This window comes from Pseudochelatococcus sp. G4_1912 (genome assembly GCF_047501465.1).
Taxonomy (GTDB): Bacteria; Pseudomonadota; Alphaproteobacteria; order Rhizobiales; family Beijerinckiaceae; genus Pseudochelatococcus.
Window position 1 is genome coordinate 1,194,537 of sequence record NZ_JAZDRL010000001.1, and the last position, 19,113, is coordinate 1,213,649.

General features: G+C 53.5%; 14 protein-coding genes. 12 read left to right on the top strand and 2 right to left on the bottom strand.

Annotation, left to right across the window (positions count from 1 at the left end; genetic code table 11):
• Positions 1 to 222: 222 nt before the first annotated feature.
• The 6 genes from VRZ32_RS05440 to VRZ32_RS05465 all read left to right on the top strand — a co-directional run bounded on the left by VRZ32_RS05440 (position 223) and on the right by VRZ32_RS05465 (position 7,714).
• Entirely contained in the window at positions 223 to 2,217 is a 1,995-nt protein-coding gene (locus VRZ32_RS05440) for a DUF882 domain-containing protein (RefSeq protein WP_414524667.1), read from the top strand.
• A gap of 476 nt (positions 2,218 to 2,693) precedes the next feature.
• Complete coding sequence (locus tag VRZ32_RS05445; RefSeq protein ID WP_414524668.1) at positions 2,694 to 2,984, top strand: hypothetical protein; 291 nt, start codon at positions 2,694 to 2,696, stop codon at positions 2,982 to 2,984.
• 342 nt (positions 2,985 to 3,326) lie between these two features.
• A complete protein-coding gene (locus tag VRZ32_RS05450) occupies positions 3,327 to 3,617 on the top strand; it encodes a hypothetical protein (RefSeq protein WP_414524669.1) in 291 nt (96 codons plus the stop codon).
• A 212-nt stretch (positions 3,618 to 3,829) separates the two neighbouring features.
• Complete coding sequence (locus VRZ32_RS05455; protein WP_414524670.1) at positions 3,830 to 4,864, top strand: rhodanese-related sulfurtransferase; 1,035 nt, start codon at positions 3,830 to 3,832, stop codon at positions 4,862 to 4,864.
• A 566-nt stretch (positions 4,865 to 5,430) separates the two neighbouring features.
• Positions 5,431 to 6,432: a metal ABC transporter solute-binding protein, Zn/Mn family gene (locus VRZ32_RS05460; protein ID WP_414524671.1), complete on the top strand. Its 1,002-nt coding sequence runs from the start codon at positions 5,431 to 5,433 to the stop codon at positions 6,430 to 6,432.
• A 616-nt stretch (positions 6,433 to 7,048) separates the two neighbouring features.
• Positions 7,049 to 7,714, top strand: a complete 666-nt coding sequence (locus VRZ32_RS05465; RefSeq protein ID WP_414524672.1) for a hypothetical protein — start codon at positions 7,049 to 7,051, stop codon at positions 7,712 to 7,714.
• Between the two features lie 220 nt (positions 7,715 to 7,934).
• Here the strand turns inward: VRZ32_RS05465 and VRZ32_RS05470 are convergent, their stop codons facing one another.
• Positions 7,935 to 8,405, bottom strand: a complete 471-nt coding sequence (locus tag VRZ32_RS05470; RefSeq protein WP_414524673.1) for an Lrp/AsnC family transcriptional regulator — start codon at positions 8,403 to 8,405, stop codon at positions 7,935 to 7,937.
• 122 nt (positions 8,406 to 8,527) lie between these two features.
• Between VRZ32_RS05470 and putA the strand changes: the two genes are divergently transcribed.
• The 6 genes from putA to VRZ32_RS05500 all read left to right on the top strand — a co-directional run bounded on the left by putA (position 8,528) and on the right by VRZ32_RS05500 (position 17,986).
• The gene (putA, locus tag VRZ32_RS05475; RefSeq protein ID WP_414524674.1) at positions 8,528 to 12,274 is read left to right on the top strand and encodes a trifunctional transcriptional regulator/proline dehydrogenase/L-glutamate gamma-semialdehyde dehydrogenase; all 3,747 of its coding nucleotides are present in this window, start codon (positions 8,528 to 8,530) and stop codon (positions 12,272 to 12,274) included.
• 443 nt (positions 12,275 to 12,717) lie between these two features.
• Positions 12,718 to 14,313 (top strand): ABC transporter substrate-binding protein, encoded by a 1,596-nt coding sequence (locus VRZ32_RS05480; protein WP_414524675.1) that lies wholly within the window; start codon positions 12,718 to 12,720, stop codon positions 14,311 to 14,313.
• Positions 14,314 to 14,377: 64 nt separating this feature from the next.
• The gene (locus tag VRZ32_RS05485; protein ID WP_414524676.1) at positions 14,378 to 15,382 is read left to right on the top strand and encodes an ABC transporter permease subunit; all 1,005 of its coding nucleotides are present in this window, start codon (positions 14,378 to 14,380) and stop codon (positions 15,380 to 15,382) included.
• 11 nt (positions 15,383 to 15,393) lie between these two features.
• Positions 15,394 to 16,317 carry an ABC transporter permease subunit gene (locus VRZ32_RS05490; RefSeq protein WP_414524677.1) on the top strand — a complete coding sequence of 308 codons (924 nt, stop codon included), beginning with the start codon at positions 15,394 to 15,396 and terminating at the stop codon, positions 16,315 to 16,317.
• A 2-nt stretch (positions 16,318 to 16,319) separates the two neighbouring features.
• A complete protein-coding gene (locus VRZ32_RS05495) occupies positions 16,320 to 17,156 on the top strand; it encodes an ABC transporter ATP-binding protein (protein WP_414524678.1) in 837 nt (278 codons plus the stop codon).
• Positions 17,153 to 17,986 (top strand): dipeptide ABC transporter ATP-binding protein, encoded by an 834-nt coding sequence (locus tag VRZ32_RS05500; RefSeq protein ID WP_414524679.1) that lies wholly within the window; start codon positions 17,153 to 17,155, stop codon positions 17,984 to 17,986. Before VRZ32_RS05495 ends, VRZ32_RS05500 begins: the two co-directional genes overlap by 4 nt.
• An 81-nt stretch (positions 17,987 to 18,067) precedes the next feature.
• Here VRZ32_RS05500 and VRZ32_RS05505 read toward each other — a convergent pair whose 3' ends face one another.
• Positions 18,068 to 19,081: an Ldh family oxidoreductase gene (locus VRZ32_RS05505; RefSeq protein ID WP_414524680.1), complete on the bottom strand. Its 1,014-nt coding sequence runs from the start codon at positions 19,079 to 19,081 to the stop codon at positions 18,068 to 18,070.
• Between the last annotated feature and the right edge of the window lie 32 nt (positions 19,082 to 19,113).

A 19,113-nucleotide genomic window follows, 5' to 3' on the forward strand; every position in this document is an offset into this window, starting at 1 on the left:
CAGTTTGGCTAAATGTATATGCATTGATGAGGTTGTTGTGCATTTCGCCATGTCCCCTGTGTGCAACACATTATCGATTTTTTTGCGTAAAGCTAACTTGTCGTTAACGCATCTAGGCAAGAGTGGAACAGTGGAGGGCATGCTTCGCCCGCACAGTCATTATCCATCTTAACAACGGCCGCCGCGATCAAACGGGTGGTTGTGCAACGGGCGAGTATTCTTTTGCATTCGACGCGCGCACGGCTAAGGCCACGTTTGAACGGCTGGGTTTCAGGCTCCTCGCAAGAGGGTGCGCCCGGACACACGCTTAATCAGGACACTTTGTTGAACGGTGCTTTCGGCAAAAGCCGCTTGCTACGCCAGACCGCGCTTGGCGCTCTTGGCCTTGCTACAATTATCACAACATTGCTTGCTGGCACTGGCGGATTGCAGAATGCAGTCGCTAATGGTGATACGCGCACGTTGTCTTTCTACCATGCCCACACGCGTGAATCGTTGACGGTCACCTTCCGTCGCAATGGTCGATATGATCAGGCTGAGCTGCAAAAGCTCAACTGGTTTCTTCGCGATTGGCGAAACAATGACACTGTTGCGATGGATCCCAAGCTGTTCGACATCGTCTGGGCTGCACAGCGTGAAGTTGGATCGACCGGCAAAGTGAAGGTGCTTTCCGCGTATCGTTCTCCCAAGACCAACGCCATGTTACGTCGCCGTTCCAGCGCTGTTGCGAAGAACAGCCAGCATATGGTTGGCAAGGCGCTCGATTTTCAGTTTACCGATGCAGATATGAGCCAGGTGCGTGCCGTTGGCATGCGCATGCAACGCGGTGGCGTTGGCTATTATGCAAATGTACCATTTGTGCATCTCGATTCAGGTTCAGTGCGGTCGTGGCCGCGTATGCCGCGTGCCCAGCTTGCACGTCTTTTCCCTGATGGCCGCACAGTACACTTACCGGCTGAAGGCACGCCGCTGGAAGGTTTTGAAGCCGCTAAACAGATGATCCTCGCGCGTGGAGATTCAGTGCCTGGTATCAGCGCTGCTGCCGTTGCGGAAGTGAGCCGACAGCCTGAAAAGCGCAGAAGCCTCTGGGCCGCGCTGTTCGGTGGCGCGGATGAAGAGGAAGATGCCGAGGTTGCCGATACCTCGCGCCGTCAGGTTGTGGCAAGCGCTTCGCGTGGCCGTCCATCCACGAATGTCGCACCGGATATGGATGGTGATGACAGCGATCCACGCCGGTTCTTTGTTCGCAATAATGCGGCTTCTGCAAGTCGTGTGGCTCCACCAGTTGTTCGCAGCGCGCCTGCGCCAGAGCCAGATCCGGTGCCCGTTGCGGCGCCAGAGGTGGTGCCTGTTGCTGCACCCATTCCTCTGCCCGTTCCATCGCCCCAGCCTGAAGCGGTGCCAACGATTATTGCGCGCACGCAGCCAACGCCGATTGTGGCGTTTACGCCCTTGCGTGGCGATGCCATTTTTGATGGTCCGATGCCAGCTTCACGCCCTGCAAGCCTGACGCCAGGTGGCACATTAGCTGCTGCCGAGCCTATGCTTGCCATGCTGCCGCAACCTCCGCGCCGTCCTGGACAGCCTGTGCCTGCAACGCTTCCCGCTGTTGCTGCTAATGGTTTTGGGGGCGTGATGGGTGCCAATGCTGGCGCCATGACGCTCGCTTCGATCCCCACGCCACCACTGCGTCCGGCCGAGCTTGCGCCTGAAGCTGACAGAAACGCACTTGCCGCTATTGCGGCAGCCTCGCGCAGCTGGAATGCCGAGAGTGGCGCTGATCGTTCCATCCGCACGGCAGCCCTTGCTTATACGGCCGAGCCTGAGATCATTCCGCCGCCATTGCCGCCTTTGCGTCCTGCTGGCGTTCAGTTAGCTGTTGCTGCAGGTGTACCGCAGACCCGTCCTGCGCAGCAGGTACGGTTATCGCCTTCGCTGCCGCCAGGAGTGAAACATGATGAGCGCCAGACGCTCAACCAGTTGTTCGCTATGGTCGCGACCGAGGCGAAACCTTCGCCGCGTGCCAAGGTCAGCACTGCCAAAGTTATATCCACCAGGCCGGCTGCACGCGCCGCAGCGCCGGTGAACGCTGTTGCACCAACCGTTGTTGTGCAAATGGGCTTCACCAAAGATGCAAGCGCATCAGATCTAAAAACTAACATCTTCACCGGCCCCGCCGTAAAACCGTTGCCGATCGCGAAATTCACCCAACAATAGAATGCGCTGATCTTCAGAATGCGCTGATCTTCGCGCCATGGTGGCCTGCAACTGGTACCTTTTTGCGCTTCCGGTGCTCATGGACATTAGTCCACTGCGCTCCGGTTCTCAAAAGGTATCAGTTTCGGCTCATCATGGCACGAAGCTCAACACATTCTGCGCCCTCCTCTTGTACGGTTAAAATATTGCGCGCTAATTTCTGGTTTGACTTCAATCTCGAACGCACTATTCCTACAGGTGGATTCGCAATCTTGTGAGTCTGAGGTGTAGCAACCTCTTGTACACCGGTTGGTGCCAACCGTGATGGTGCCTCCCTTGCTTTATGGCCGGGGAGGCGCTGGCTATGTTCAGGGCTTGCCTAAAGGCCAGCGCAGCCGCGTGTACACGGCTTGCTAACTCTCCCGGCCACCAGCTTTTCGTGCTCTTATATGGTGCGTTTTCTGGTGGCCTCTTCAGTCCAGAAGGGAGTTACTACCGTGACTGATTATCATCTTGGCGAAAATTTACTGACACTCTACGCTCAGCTCACACCTTGGGTGCAGGCATGGATTGGTTTGAGCCTATGCCTTGTTTTGCTTGGTGTGGTTTATCTATTGAAGGAAATTGTGGTTGCGCTCATGCAGCCATTTCGGCGTTCTCAATCATTGCTGAAGGCGCCCGAAAACTCTTCATATGAAGAATGCCAGCAGTTACAGCTAAAGATCTTGCACAAGCTGGACCGCCTGCTGACCCGGAGCATCTTGAATCTTCATCTGGGTATCCGTTAATTTTTGTATGCGGATAGCTTGCTGCGTGCCCCTTCTTGCACTGTTTAGAATATTGCGCGCTAATTTCTGGTTTGACTTCAATCTCGAACGCACTATTCCTACAGGTGGATTCGCAATCTTGTGAATCTGGGGCCTAGAAGCCTCTCACATAGCGGTTGGCATCAACCGTAATGGTGCCTCCCTTGCTCTATGGCCGGGGAGGCGCTGGCGTATGTTCAGGGCTTGCCTAAAGGCCAGCGCGGCCGTCTATGTGCGGTTTTCTAGCTCTCCCGGCCACCAGCGTCACGCTTTTATGGGCGTATTTTCTGGTGGCCACTTCATCTTGGAAGGGGAGTTGTTACCGTGACTGATTATCATCTTGGTGAAAATCTACTGACACTCTACGCCCAGCTCACACCCTGGGTGCAGGCATGGATTGGTTTGAGCCTATGCCTTGTTTTGCTTGGTGTGGTTTATCTATTGAAGGAAATTGTGGTTGCGCTCATGCAGCCATTTCGGCGTTCTCAATCATTGCTGAAGGCACCCGAAGGTTCTTCATATGAAGAATGCCAGCAGTTACAGCTAAAGATCTTGCACAAGCTGGATCGCCTGCTGACCCGGAGCATCTTGAATCTCCATCTGGGTATCCGTTAATTTTTGTGTGCGGATTGCCTGAAAAGAAAAGAGCGTCATGATGGCGCTCTTTTTAATTTCAGTCTTAATTGATTGCTCGTGTGACAAATTGCGCGTTCCATCGTACGCGGCTTATGTCTTGGAGCGCTTGACCAGATGGCGGTGTTCCACCAGAAGAGAGCATGAATTTTTGCTTCCTCATTGGGAGGAGGCGCCATGCTACTGGAACCATCATGCGTGCCACCGCTTCTTCTGCCGCGCCTTTTAAGGTGATGGCAGTTTATAAATTTGCCGATCTGCCGGATTTCGAAACCATCAAGCCCGAACTGGCAGCGTTTTGCTGCTCGCACCAGATCCGCGGTACGCTGCTTCTTGCCCCCGAAGGTATCAATGGAACAATTGCCGGCACATCTGATGCCATAGATGCGCTCGCGCGCTATCTGCTGGCAGAGGGGCCTTTCGGCACACGGCTGGATGGCGCTGAAATCAAGTATGCCTATGCGCAGGAGATGCCGTTTCTGCGCATGAAAGTGCGCCTGAAGGCAGAGATCGTCACCCTGCGTGCACCTGAAGCAAACCCTTCCAAGATTGTTGGCACTTACGTCGAGCCGCAGGATTGGAACAGTTTGATTGAACGCAACGATGTTGTGGTGATTGATACACGTAACGATTATGAGGTGCGTCTCGGCACCTTCCAGCGCGCTCTTGATCCGCAAACGCAGACTTTCACCCAGTTCAAGGATTATGTCGCCCAGAACCTTGATCCAGCGCGTGATCGCAAGGTGGCAATGTTCTGCACCGGTGGTATCCGTTGCGAGAAGGCTTCAGCTTATATGTTGGCACAAGGGTTTGAGGAAGTCTTTCACCTCAAGGGTGGAATTTTGGCTTATCTTGAAACCGTGCCGGAAGATAATAGCCGCTTCAATGGCGAATGCTTCGTGTTTGATGAGCGTGTTTCTGTCGGGCATGGGTTGGTTGAGGGTGAGGCAACACTTTGTCGGGCCTGTCGACATCCGTTGACCGCGACTGAACGGGCTGATCCCACATATGTTGAAGGTATTGCGTGCAAGTATTGCGCGGATGCGCCAGACAAGAGCGCGGCAATTGAGCGGCAACGGCAAATCATGCTCGCCCAGGCGCGTGGTGTGGCGCATATGGGTGATGATGCTTTGCGTGCCGCTACCATCAGCAAAGAGCGCAAACGTGAACGTGCAGAAGAAGCACGCGCTCGCAGCCAGCAAGAAACAGCAGAACCAGATGCCAGCTAGAAAACACGGATGTTAGAGCGCTCCTCCATGCAGTTGATGTAGCCGTGACGCTCTATTCCTTTGTTTGTGCATCCAATTTATTCCAATAGCAGTGCCATTTTGTGGCCGATGTAAAAGATTGGCGGTCAATTAACCGCCAATTCTCCCCACTTGCCAATATCTGGTGAATCAATTATTCTAAGAAAATCAACTAGATAAGAGTAATTCTAAACTATTGCTATGCACGGACCGGTGCTGTGTTTTTGCTTCGAGAGCGGATTGCAACGCAGGCCATACTGCAACCAAAAGCAAATCGTTGTGCGCAGCAAGTGAAGTGCAAAAGGTGTAATTACTCATTATCTTTATGACTTAGTAATAAATTAAACTGAAATAAAGCACTTGTTTGACTGTTTTAACTTATCATGTCTTTTGTGTGAGTTATAAAAGTAAATAAACATTAATCGATATATGATTTTTATGATCAAATATTGATTATGGTGCTTTTCAGCGTTGATTATTAGAATAATTGGATGATCCTCCTCTCCATATCATGGTGGTGGGGAAGGTTATGGGTGAGTGGGGTTGTTATGGTCGACCAAGCGAAGCAAGCAGTTCTGTCAAGACGGGCAGTGCTAGCAGGGGCTGCTGCGTTGCTATCGGTGGGCCTGGGTGGCCATCGCGGGAGGGCCATGGCGGCAACAAACCCACTGCGTGTTGTGACGACTACGGGCATTCTTGCGGATGCCCTAAGCCAGGTTGGAGGGCGGCACGTTACTGTGCAGGCTTTGATGGGGCCGGGGGTCGATCCGCATTTGCACCGTCAGACCAGCTCAGATGTGGCTGCTGCGACTGGTGCTGATATTGTCTTCTGGCATGGGTTGCATCTTGAAACGCAGTTACAGCCATTCTTCGCGCAACTAGGCCGTCGGAAGCCGGTGATTGCATTGGGTGATGCGTTACCACGGGCGCGTCTGCTGCGTGATGAGGATGATGATACCCTGCCGGACCCCCATGTCTGGTTTGATCCGCATTTATGGGCAGGTGTGGTGCGCGCGGCATGCAATGGTTTAAGCGCTGTGCGTCCGGAGGCTGCTGCCGATTTCGAAGAAAATACCGCGCGGCATCTGGAAGATATTGCTGGCATTGCCAAATATGCGAATGCGGTGCTGACTTCTGTGCCGGTTCAATCCCGCATTCTGGTAACGGCGCATGATGCTTTCAATTATTTTGGCCGCGCCTATGGTTATGAAGTGTGCGGTGTGCAGGGTGTTTCGACGGAAAGTGAAGCAGGTTTGCGGCAAATCGAGAAGCTCGTGAGCTTGCTGGTTGAGCGCCGGATTGGCGCTATTTTTGTCGAGTCTTCTGTTTCAGAGCGCAACGTATCAGCCCTGATTGAAGGGGCTGAGATGCGTGGGCATAAAGTGATTATCGGTGGGGCGCTCTACTCGGATGCAGCGGGTGAGGCTGGCACTTATGAGGGCACTTACATTGGCATGATCGATCATAACGCTACCGTCATCGCCCGCGCATTGGGTGGCACTGCGCCAATGAACGGGCTTGCGGGAAAACTGACGATGGCGCATGGCTAAAGGCGATGTATAGACGGGATGTAAATACTCTATTGCGCATGAGAGCAGTTTGCGTTGAATGTGATTATTCAAATGAACGCAAGTTGCGGTAAAATATAGAAATTAAAACGCAGTTCAGTATGTCGCGTGCTCTAATCGCGCATTGTTGTGAGAAATCTCTTTTCATCACTCTATTAGCCGTTTATAATTAAATGTGTTAGCGCAATGATTTGTGAAGATAGCAGATTATCCATGGTTCGCGTTTTAAAGGTGTTGGACTTAGTTTAAGTGGTTCGCATTTTGTATGAATGCTCTCCATATCCTGCCTTGAATTTGACGATTAAATCAGACGCAACTTTTTTAAAGTGTACGTGCCTTCATACCGGTGTCTGAATGCGTGGCCATTGCGTTGCCTCATTCTGCCGCCATATCCTAACGATACGTTCTTGCAAATATGGTCATGTGCTTTCTTCGATGAGAATGGCCGCTACAACGTGTAGCTCTTTCTCGTTGAGGTTTGCTGCAATTGAAACTGATCGTGTCTTTTGGATAGATTTGAGGTTTAAACTAAACGCTAGAGTGTCGCGACTGTATATGATTTAAGGAGCGATATTCGAATGGTAGGAGAGGTTGATCAATGAGGCGACCGTCTCGGTCTTTCACGGTTGAGGTGAAGCGTTCGCGACTGCGTGCGGGCGATCCTTCTATTGCTAGCGCATTGGGTACGCAGCGCGAACTGCCACAGGCAGCTGTTGCCAGTGCCCTGTCGTGGGAGGAGTTGCTGCGGCGGCTGCCCGAGAATATGGCATCCAAAACAGACCAGCCATTTCTTGCGTCCTGGCCGGGACTTGAAGATGAAGCGCAACCTGATATCGCGCCCAAATCTGAACCTGAAAAAGTTTCTCAAGAAAGCGGGCAGCCTGATACCGAGCAGAAGCCGCGCGTTTTGCCATCACTGCTCATACCAGCTGAAATTCCGTTGACTGAGCGCAAGTCGGTTGTTTATTCGCGGACATCTGATCCATGGTCCACGCCCCGCTCGCGTCTACCCAAACAGACTGAAAAACCACAAACAACGGAATTGCATGCGGCCGGATCTTCTCCGTCCGGTGCAGGTTCGCAGCCTTTATCGACGGATGTACAGAAGCGCGTTCAGGCGCGTCTACGCCAGTTGGCAGCCGAGGCGAGGGCGCGCGCAGGGGGTGAGACTGTGCAGGAAACTCAGCCTGGTCGGCCAGCCAGCAAGCGTCGACGGCAGGATTTCTGGAAGCACCGCTTACGTTCATACGCTGCCCGCGATTAAGGGGGCAGGCTATCCCTGACGGGCTGCGAAGCCCTCTCTTCTTTGCATTTAACTGCCTGACAAAGGGTTTTATGATTTTGTGGCAAGCGCTTCGTTTGCTCGCAATGAGTATTGGTTGGTACGCCAGGATGCGTGCTGAAAAATTGTGACTTTTGTCAATAAGCATAAAGCATGCAGAGGGCCTTATTCGGGGCCCTTATGACACGACGATTGCTCCCTCCTAAGCGCCGCTGTCCTTGACTGCCTGCATGACCACATGGGTTGAGGTGCTGGCGACATGGGGCAGGCTGGAGATGCGCTCTCCCAGAACGAGCCGATAATTGCGGATGTTGCTCGTGCGTACTTTTAACAGGTAATCGAATGAGCCTGCGATCATGTGGCATTCCTCGATCTCAGGAATTTTTCGCACGGCAGCATTAAAGGCAATCAGGGCAGCCTCACGGGTGTCCGATAGTTTCACCTCTGTAAAGGCAATATGTTCAAGGTTAAGCTTGCGAGGATTAAGGGTCGCTCTGAATCCCGTGATGAAACCTTCATCAATAAGGCGGCGTAGCCGAATTTGGCAGGGTGTTTTCGATAAGCCGACCTTTGTCGATAAATCCGTTATCGACATACGCCCATCTTGAACCAGGGCCTCGATTATCTTGCGATCAATGAGGTCTAACTCGCTATCAATCGTGATTTTTGCCATTCAAATGCTCTGCAAAACATCTTAATAAAAGGAAAAATACCTGCATTTTAGCTTAATTCAAGTAAGCAAATAAAAGTTACCGGTGGTATCTTCATGGTGAGGATTCTTTTCAAGGTGCAAGCATGTCAGCTGTAATGGGGCCAGGCCAAAAATTGGGGCAGGATAAGGCGCAAGGGAATGCAGGGCAGGGGCATTCTGAAGAGGGGCGCCATGTAGAAGCGTTTTCTCGCTTCGCTCCATCAATTCGCCCCCAAAGCGCCTTGCGGCAGGCTGTTACTGCTGCTTATCGCTTACCGGAAACGCAATGTCTGCCCCCTTTAATTGCAGCAGCAACACTGCCTGAGGCCGTGGCTGAGAAGGCGCAAACAACGGCGCGTGGCCTGATCGTGGCGCTGCGGGCAAAGCATCGCGGATCAGGGGTGGAAGGCCTGGTTCAGGAATACGCGCTATCCAGCCAGGAGGGCGTAGCGCTGATGTGTCTGGCGGAGGCGCTGCTGCGCATTCCCGATGACGCCACGCGCGATGCGCTTATCCGCGATAAGATCGCCGATGGAGATTGGAAGTCTCACCTTGGGCCTGGTCGGTCGCTGTTTGTGAATGCGGCAACGTGGGGGCTTGTGGTGACAGGAAAGCTCACCTCAACCGTCAATGATCATGGTCTTGGTGCAGCGCTCACCCGGCTTGTCGCACGTTGCGGAGAGCCGGTTATTCGGCGCGGTGTTGATCTTGCGATGCGAATGATGGGTGAGCAATTTGTCTCCGGGCAAACAATTGATGAGGCGCTTTCCCGCGCCCGCCCGCTTGAGGCCAAGGGATATCGCCACTCCTACGATATGCTAGGTGAGGCCGCGACCACAGCGGCTGATGCTGCGCGATATTACCGCGATTATGAGAACGCCATCCATGCTATCGGCAAGGCGGCTGATGGACGTGGCATCGTGGATGGCCCGGGTATTTCCATCAAACTCTCGGCGCTGCATCCCCGCTATGCTCGTGCGCAGGCAGAGCGGGTTATGGGAGAGTTGCTGCCTAAGGTAAAAGAGCTGGCAATGCTGGCGCGCCAATATGATATTGGCCTCAACATTGACGCCGAAGAAGCAGACCGGCTGGAACTCTCGCTCGATCTGTTGGAAGAGCTGTGCCTTGATGCTGATCTTGCGGGTTGGAATGGCATTGGTTTTGTGGTGCAGGCATACGGCAAGCGCTGCCCGTTTGTGCTTGATTATGTGATTGATCTCGCGCGGCGTGCGCATAGGCGTATTATGGTGCGGCTTGTCAAAGGCGCGTATTGGGATGCCGAGATTAAGCGCGCGCAGGTTGATGGCCTTTCAGATTTCCCCGTTTTTACCCGCAAGGTGCACACGGATGTGTCGTATCTGGCATGTGCGCGCAAGCTTTTGGGAGCGACAGACGTAATTTTCCCGCAGTTTGCTACCCATAATGCCCAGACGCTAGCGACCATTTATGAAATGGCGGAATTTATTATCGGCCAACCGTTTGCGCAGGGACAATATGAATTTCAATGCCTGCATGGCATGGGTGAACCGCTGTATGATGAGGTGGTGGGGGCGGATAAGTTAAACCGTCCATGCCGAATTTATGCGCCTGTCGGTACGCATGAAACGCTGTTGGCGTATCTGGTTCGCAGATTACTGGAAAACGGTGCGAATTCGTCTTTTGTGCATCGCATTGCCGATCCGAAGGTGTCTGTTGAGGCGCTTATTACGGATCCTGTTGCTGATGCAAAGGCGCTGCCAAGTCTTGGCGCAAAGCATGATCAGATCGCGCTGCCGAAGGATCTGTTTGGCGCCTCACGTCAGAATGCGCGTGGATTGGATTTATCGAATGAGGCAACATTGGCATCGCTAACAGAAGCGCTGCAGGAAAGTGTTGCGATATCGTGGACAGCACTGCCGTTACTTGCCGAGGCGATAGAGCGGGATACGGAAGCGCGTCCTGTGTGCAATCCTGGTGACCATCGCGATTATGTTGGTGCTGTGGTTGAGGCGAGTGCGGTAGAAGCGCAGCGAGCGGTGGCGTGGGCAAAGGCTGCTGCTCCCGCATGGGCTGCGACATCTGTCACGGCCCGCGCTGATATGCTGGAACGCGCTGCTGATGCGCTGGAAACGCGCATGCCCGTCCTGTTGGGACTGATTGCACGTGAAGCCGGAAAATCCATTCCCAATGCCATTGCGGAAGTGCGTGAAGCAGTTGATTTTCTTCGGTATTACGCAATTGAGGCGCGTGCGCGATTCACGGCAAGCAATCGCCCCTTGGGACCGATAGTATGCATCAGTCCCTGGAATTTTCCGCTTGCTATTTTTATGGGGCAGATCGCAGCCGCGCTGGTTGCCGGTAACCCGGTTTTGGCTAAGCCTGCAGAGGAAACGCCGCTTATCGCTTGCGAAGGCATTCGCATTTTGCATGAAGCAGGCGTGCCACGCGATGTGCTTCAATACGTGCCTGGTGATGGCCATGTAGGCGCGGCACTTGTCGCAGCCGAAGGCGTGTCTGGTGTGATGTTTACAGGCTCAACCGAAGTAGCGCGCCTCATTCAGACACAGCTTGCCGATCGTGTTTCGTCAACAGGTCGCCCAATCCCGTTGATCGCTGAAACGGGCGGTCAAAACGCGATGATTGTGGATTCTTCGGCGCTGGCAGAGCAAGTGGTGATGGATGTCATTGCATCGGCTTTTGACAGCGCTGGCCAACGGTGTTCAGCGCTTAGAGTGCTGTGTTTGCAAGAAGAAGTGGCCGAACGCACGCTCACCATGCTGAAAGGTGCCCTGCAAGAACTTGTCATTGGAAAAACCGATAGGCTTGCCGTCGATGTCGGTCCGGTGATTACGCCGGAAGCCAAAGCCATTATTGATGAGCACATTGAAAAAATGCGCTCGCGCGGTAAACGCGTCGAGCAGATTGCATTACCGGATGAGACCGTCCACGGCAGCTTCGTGCCGCCAACCATCATTGAAATCGATGCGCTGGATGAGCTTGAGCGTGAGGTTTTCGGGCCTGTTCTGCATGTGATTCGTTATTCACGAGCGGGGCTGGATGACCTGATCAACGCCATTAATGCAACAGGATATGGCCTGACATTCGGTCTGCACACACGCCTTGATGAGACCATTGCGCATGTCAGTGGGCGGATAAAGGCAGGTAATATATATGTTAATCGCAATATTATCGGTGCAGTTGTCGGGGTGCAGCCCTTTGGCGGTCGTGGCCTTTCTGGCACAGGGCCTAAAGCGGGTGGGCCATTGTATCTTGGGCGCCTTGTCGAGAATGCTCCTGCATATGATCACGGTGCGATGTTGCACGCTACTCCTCCCGCGTTGGCGGACTTCATTGCATGGCTTCAACAGCGGGGGGAGCAAGCATTGGCGGCGGTAGCCCTAAAGATGGGCGAGCAATCCCGGCTAGGCTTGACATACGATCTCTCTGGACCGGTAGGGGAGCGCAATATCTATGCCTTGCATGCACGTGGCAGGGTGTTTCTTGCACCAGAAACCGAACGGGGGTTGATTTTGCAACTTGCTGCAACGCTTGCTACGGGCAACATGGCAGTAATCGAGGCGGATGATTTACTGAAGGCCAGCTTCTCAACGCTTCCAGCTTCGGTCGCAGGACGGATCCTATGGTCAAGCCTTGCAATGATAGACCAGCCCGTATCCGCTGCGCTTGTTGAGGGAGATGCCATGCGGGTACGTGCGTTATCAGCGGCTATTGCAACACGACCGGGGCCGTTGACTCCAGTGCATTTGCTGCATGATGAAACATATTGTCTTGACTGGCTGCTGGAAGAAGTTTCAACCTCTATCAACACAACAGCCGCTGGCGGGAATGCGAGTTTGATGGCGATAGGGTGAGCATATACAGGGTGTAAATGTAAGTAAATTGATGAGAGTTTAATCAATATGTGAAAAATAAATCTAGTTTTAAGTGGCGTTATTTCGTAGGTTTGTTGTCGTTTTCTCACGTATATTTATGTGTGCGTTTTTATGTCTGGGGAATTGTTGTATTCTGCGCTAAAATGTTCAATAACGTACAAATTGCGTAGAATCGGTTGCAATTTTCTTTCAATTTGATTACGCACCGTCTCTTCATGGCAAAGGCTGCGCAATTTTTTGTGCTAGCTGCGGCGAAACCTGTAACAAACGGAAAATGCTAAACCGGAAGGGTTAATCCGCTATTTGCTTAGCTAAATAATCGGTACCAGTGCCTTTCGAGGCGCTGTGGGGGCAATAACTGAGGCGTCCAGCCGCTCAAACAGAGCTGGATGATAAGAAAGAACCACATCGAGGGAATTTAAATGCTTAGCAAAGTAGGTATGGCAGCGGCCTGTGCTGCGATGATGCTGTTTGGTGGATCCGCTAGCGCAAAAACGCTGATTTATTGCTCGGAAGGTTCTCCTGAGGGTTTCGACCCCGCTCCTTATTCTGCAGGCACAACATTCGATGCCTCGTCTAAGCCGATATACAACCGCCTCGTTGAATTCGAGCGTGGTGAAACAAATGTTATTCCTGCGCTGGCTGAGCGTTGGGAAGTTTCTGATGATGGCCTTGAATATACGCTTTTCTTGCGCAAGGGCGTAAAGTTCCATAAAACGCCTTATTTCACCCCAACACGTGAATTCAACGCGGATGACGTTATTTTCTCCTTTGAGCGTCAGCGCGATAAGAGTGCGCCATGGCATCAGTATATGCCTGGCCTGTCGTATGAATACTTTGACAGCATGGAGATGGGCGCTCTGATCAAGGAGATCGTCAAGGTTGACGATCATACGGTCAAGTTTGTGCTCAACCGCCCAGAGGCACCCTTCCTGGCCAACATTGCGATGGATTACGCCTCTATCATGTCGAAGGAATATGCCGACAAGCTGGAAGCTGAAGGCCACCGTGAGAAGTTGAATACAGCGCCTGTGGGCACTGGCCCATTCATCTTTGTGAATTACCAGAAGGATGCTGTTGTCCGCTTCAAGGTCAATCCGGATTACTGGCGGGGCCGTCAAGCGCTTGACAATCTTGTATTTGCAATCACCACGGATGCTTCCGTGCGCTTGCAGAAGCTGAAGGCTGGTGAATGCCATCTTGCGCCTTATCCTTCACCTGCGGATATCGCTGGTTTGAAGGCCGATCCCAAGATCAAGATGGATGAGCAGGCCGGTCTGAATGTAGCTTACCTCGCGCCTAACGCGCTAACTCCTCCTTTCGACAAGCCTGAAGTTCGTCGTGCGATTGAGCATGCCATCAATAAGCAGGCTATTATTGATGCAGTGTTCCAGGGCTTCGGTCAGGTGGCGAAGAATCCAATTCCGCCTACCATGTGGAGCTATAACAACGCTGTTCAGGACAATACGTACGATCCGGAACTTGCCCGCAAGATGCTGGATGATGCTGGCGTCAAGAACCTGAAAACCAAGATATGGGCAATGCCTGTAAGTCGCCCTCACATGCCTAATTCCCGCCGTGCGGCCGAGCTGATCCAGGCGGATCTCAAGAAGGTTGGTGTGGATGCGGATATTGTATCAATGGAATGGGGCGAATACCTCAAGAAATCCGGCGAGACTGACCGCGATGGCATGGTTATGCTTGGATGGGTTGGTGACAATGGCGATCCGGACAACTTCCTTGGCACGCTGCTTAGCTGTGCGGGTGTTGGTTCGCAAAACCGTGCGCAGTGGTGCAACAAGGAATTTGATGCACTGACACAGAAGGCCAGAACGCTGTCCAACAAGGAAGAGCGCACGAAGCTTTATGAAGAGGCGCAGATACTCTTCAAACAGCAGGCACCTTGGACGACACTTGCGCATTCTACGGCTTATCAGCCCATGTCGATCAAGGTGATCGGTTACAAGATGGATCCGCTCGGTTCACACCGTTTTGACGGCGTCGATCTCGCACCATAATTTAAATGATTGAGAAGGCGGTTCATGGGGGCACATACACTCATGGGCCGCTGGAGTTTATATAATGCTACGATTCATAATGGGGCGGTTGTGGACCATAATCCCGACGCTGATCGGTATCACGATTGTGGCCTTCGGCTTCGTACGGGTTTTGCCTGGCGATCCGATTCTGCTTATGGCTGGTGAGCGCGGTATCAGCGCTGAGCGTCATGCAGAACTGATGGCGCAGTTTGGCTACGATCGTCCTATCTGGGAGCAATATTTCGAGTATGTCTGGGGGCTGTTGCACGGCGATCTCGGCCTTTCCATTATTACCCGTCAGCCTGTGATTGAGGAGTTTCTGACGTTATTCCCGGCAACGGTTGAGCTGGGCGTATGCGCAATCATTCTGGCTGTTGCTATTGGTGTTCCGGCGGGCGTTTTTGCGGCTGTCAAGCGTGGATCATGGTTTGATCAGACATCGATGGGTGTTGCGCTTGTTGGCTATTCCATGCCGATTTTTTGGTGGGGCCTGCTGCTTATCATTCTGTTCGCGGGCATCCTTGAGTGGACGCCGGTGTCTGGTCGCATCTCGATGATGTATTACTTCGAACCCGTTACCGGCTTCATGCTGATCGATAGCTGGTTATCGGGTGAGGAAGGGGCGTTTAAGTCCGCCGTTTTGCATCTTATCCTGCCGTCAATTGTGCTGGCTACAATCCCATTGGCTGTGATTGCACGTCAGACGCGTTCGGCGATGCTGGAAGTGTTGGGTGAGGATTACGTACGCACTGCGCGTGCCAAGGGCTTGTCGGCATGGCGGGTTGTTGGTCTTCATGCGTTGCGTAACGCGATGATCCCGGTGATCACGACTATCGGGTTGCAAGTTGGTGTGCTGCTCGCAGGCGCGATTCTGACTGAAACAATCTTCTCCTGGCCTGGCATCGGCAAGTGGCTGATCGATTCCATTTTCCGCCGTGATTATCCCTCAGTGCAGGGCGGGCTGCTGCTTGTGGCGCTGCTCGTCATGATGGTCAATCTGATTGTTGATCTGCTTTATGGCCTGATCAATCCGCGTATCCGGCACTGAAGGATGGCACTATGAGCGATTCAACATCCCTGACACCTATTGCGGCTGACACGCCCAAGGTTGCCACCACGAAACGCGGTGCTTTGCGTGAATTCTGGTTCTACTTCTCAGAAAACCGTGGCGCAGTTATCGGGCTTTGGGTTTTTGCGGCCCTAATTCTGGTGGCGTTGTTTGCGCCTTTACTGGCACCGCATAACCCGGATATACAGTTTCGTGATGCGCTTCTAATGCCTCCTGCATGGGAAGCGGGTGGCAGCATGAAATTCCTCTTGGGCACAGATGCTGTTGGCCGGGATATGCTGTCACGGCTGATCTATGGTTCGCAGTTTTCATTGTTTGTCGGTATCGTGGTGGTGAGCGTTGCGCTTGTTATCGGTGTCACGACAGGTTTGATTGCGGGCTTTTTTGGTGGCTATGTCGATACCTTCATCATGCGGGTGATGGATATTATTCTGTCGTTTCCGTCATTGGTGCTGGCATTGGTGCTGGTTGCAATTCTTGGACCCGGCCTGACGAATGCGATGATTGCAATCGCCTTGGTTCTGCAGCCGCATTTTGCCCGGCTTACGCGCGCAGCGGTGATTGCCGAGAAGAACCGCGAATACGTCACAGCTGCCCGTCTTGCAGGTGCAGGTCGTCTCCGGTTGATGTTCAAGACCATTTTGCCGAACTGCCTTGCTCCGCTGATCGTGCAGGCAACGCTGTCATTCTCGAACGCAATTCTGGATGCGGCAGCGCTTGGTTTTCTGGGCATGGGCGCACAGCCACCGACGCCTGAATGGGGAACCATGCTGGCCGAAGCGCGTGAGTTCATCCTGCGCGCCTGGTGGGTTGTAACTTTCCCTGGCCTTGCCATCCTCATCACGGTGCTGGCTATCAACCTTGTCGGCGACGGGCTGCGTGATGCACTCGATCCCAAGCTGAAGCGGAGTTGATGATGGCGCTGCTTGAAATTCGTAATCTAAGTGTCTCGTTTGAGACCTCGACCGGCCCATTTCTAGCGGTCAATGGCATCGACATGACGGTAGATCGTGGCGAGGTGCTTGCGATTGTTGGCGAGTCTGGCTCAGGTAAATCGGTTGGCATGCTGGCGATGATGGGCTTGTTGCCCAAGACCGCGACTGTCACTGCGGACCGCATGCAGTTTGATGGCCGTGATCTGCTGACGATCTCGCCCAAAGAGCGCCGGAAGATCATTGGGCGCGATATTGCGATGATCTTTCAGGAGCCGATTGCAAGCCTGAATCCGTGCTTTACGGTTGGGTTCCAGCTTGAAGAGGTGCTTAAGTACCACGGCGGTTTGCGCGGGCGTAAATGCCGGGCGCGGGCTGTGGAGCTGTTGCAGCTCGTGGGGCTGAGTGAGCCGGAGAAGCGCCTATCGGCATTTCCGCATCAAATGTCGGGCGGACAATGCCAGCGCGTGATGATTGCAATGGCAATTGCGTGCAATCCCAAATTGCTGATCGCCGATGAGCCAACGACTGCGCTCGACGTTACCATTCAGAAGCAAATCCTTGATCTGTTGATGGATCTGCAAACGAAGCACGGTATGGGCATGATCATGATCACCCATGACATGGGCGTGGTTGCAGAGACGGCTGATCGGGTGATCGTGCAGTACAAGGGCCGCAAGATGGAAGAAGCCGATGTGCTGACGCTGTTTGAAGCACCACAAAATCCCTACACCCGCGCGCTTCTTTCGGCGCTGCCGGAGAATGCAACGGGCGACCGGCTTCCTACTGTCGCAAGCTTTCTGAACGAGGGAGCAGCATGAGCGATTTCGCACTCGAAGCCAGAAATCTCTGCCGCGATTATAACATCGGTGGCGGCTTGTTCAGTTCTCCGCGCGTGCTGAATGCGGTCAAGCATGTCAGCTTCCAGGTGGAGCGTGGCAAGACACTTGCCGTAGTGGGGGAAAGCGGTTGTGGCAAATCCACGCTCGCGCGCATTCTCAGCCTGATTGATGCGCCGACATCCGGTGAATTGTTCATCGATGGTGCGAGGATTGACCTTGCACGCGATGGCATGACGCGTGAGATGCGCCAAAAGGTGCAGATTGTCTTCCAGAACCCCTATGGTTCGCTCAACCCGCGCCAGAAAGTTGGTGACGTGCTGATGGAACCACTGCTGCTCAATACCACGATGTCCGCCAAAGAGCGGCGCGAGCGGGCAATGCAGATGCTTATCAAGGTTGGTCTGGGGCCTGAGCACTTCAACCGCTATCCGCACATGTTTTCGGGCGGGCAGCGCCAGCGCATCGCTATCGCGCGTGCGCTGATGCTCAGCCCCGGTCTGCTGGTATTGGATGAGCCGGTGTCAGCGCTTGATCTATCTGTGCAGGCACAGGTGCTGAATTTGCTGGCGGATTTGCAAGATGAGTTCAAGCTCACCTACGTTTTCATCAGCCATGATCTATCTGTGGTGCGCTACATCGCTGATGAGGTGATGGTGATGTATTACGGTGAGGTTGTGGAGGCGGGCACCCGCGAGCGCGTGTTCGCTGATCCTCAGCACGAGTATACTAAAAAGCTGTTTGCGGCGACGCCGCGTGCTGATGTTGAAACCATTCGCGCACGTCTGGAAGCAAAGCGTGCAGCTGCCTGATTGATGCGGCATTGAGAACCATCTCATACAAAGGATCAAAGGGCGTCGTAAAAGACGCCCTTTCTTTTTTCTTGAGCTGTTCTAGTTAGCTAATGCCATAATCGCTTCGTAAAGCGATTTCGGAATGCTGACACCGTTTGCATCCGATTGTGCGCGGGCTGCGAAGCGTCGTTGTGAGGGAAGGCGCGCGCCCTGTTCGACAATAGCTTCGAACATGGTTTCTGCTCTTGCGATATGTTTTGGTGCGTCTTCTCCCAGAAACACTTTGGGATCAAGCGCCAACAGCAATTCGCCATGCATAGGCGCAACGCCTGCTCCAGCATCATATGCCATGGATTCAGCACTCATCAGATCGCCAATCAGTGGCCCTGCCATCAGCTCGATCATGGCTGCAAGCGCGGACCCCTTGTGCCCTCCGAACGTAAGCATTGCTCCGGCAAGGGCGGCAGTGGGATCGGTTGTGGGGTTGCCCTCACTATCGATGGCCCAGCCTTCATGAAGCTGTTTGCCGTCCCGCCGATGCAGCTCGATATCGCCGCGTGCAATGGCGCTGGTTGCGAAGTCAAACACGAATGGCGGTCCCTCAGGCCGTGGCCATGCGAAGGCGATAGGGTTAGTGCCAAACACGGGGCGTTTGCCGCCTGCGGGTGCTACCCAGCTGTGACTTGGCGTCATCGCCAGCGCAACAAGGCCCTCTGCGGCAATGGCTTCGACCTCCGGCCATAGCGCTGAGAAGTGATAGCAATTGTTGATGGCTAACGCTGCTATGCCCTGTCGGCGCGCCTTTTCAACGAGCTTCGGACGTCCCAGATTGAACGCCAATGGCGAGAACCCAAACCGTGCATCCACCCGCACGACGCCGGGAGCGTGATCAATAACCTCTGGCATCGCCACAGGATCAACCTTGCCTGTCTTCAAAGTCTGCACCACGCCGGGAAGACGATAGAGACCATGCGAATGGCACTCATCGCGTTGACCAGCTATCAGCACATCCGTGATCGCTTGCGTATGGGCTGCAGAAAAGCCCTGCGAGCTCAGTGCCTTGCAACCTAGCGCGTGGGCCTCGGCAAGCGAAAGGGCAATGTGATCGCTCATATTGAAACTCTCTTTCCATGAAGGTAGAGCGC

Coding starts and splice junctions, on each gene's coding strand:
- VRZ32_RS05500 (WP_414524679.1), top strand. CDS start 17,153: ATGAGCGATTTCGCACTCGAAGCCAGAAATCTCTGCCGCGATTATAAC.
- VRZ32_RS05485 (WP_414524676.1), top strand. CDS start 14,378: ATGCTACGATTCATAATGGGGCGGTTGTGGACCATAATCCCGACGCTG.
- VRZ32_RS05455 (WP_414524670.1), top strand. CDS start 3,830: ATGCGTGCCACCGCTTCTTCTGCCGCGCCTTTTAAGGTGATGGCAGTT.
- VRZ32_RS05490 (WP_414524677.1), top strand. CDS start 15,394: ATGAGCGATTCAACATCCCTGACACCTATTGCGGCTGACACGCCCAAG.
- VRZ32_RS05470 (WP_414524673.1), bottom strand. CDS start 8,405: ATGGCAAAAATCACGATTGATAGCGAGTTAGACCTCATTGATCGCAAG.
- VRZ32_RS05505 (WP_414524680.1), bottom strand. CDS start 19,081: ATGAGCGATCACATTGCCCTTTCGCTTGCCGAGGCCCACGCGCTAGGT.
- putA (WP_414524674.1), top strand. CDS start 8,528: ATGTCAGCTGTAATGGGGCCAGGCCAAAAATTGGGGCAGGATAAGGCG.
- VRZ32_RS05495 (WP_414524678.1), top strand. CDS start 16,320: ATGGCGCTGCTTGAAATTCGTAATCTAAGTGTCTCGTTTGAGACCTCG.
- VRZ32_RS05460 (WP_414524671.1), top strand. CDS start 5,431: ATGGTCGACCAAGCGAAGCAAGCAGTTCTGTCAAGACGGGCAGTGCTA.
- VRZ32_RS05465 (WP_414524672.1), top strand. CDS start 7,049: ATGAGGCGACCGTCTCGGTCTTTCACGGTTGAGGTGAAGCGTTCGCGA.
- VRZ32_RS05480 (WP_414524675.1), top strand. CDS start 12,718: ATGCTTAGCAAAGTAGGTATGGCAGCGGCCTGTGCTGCGATGATGCTG.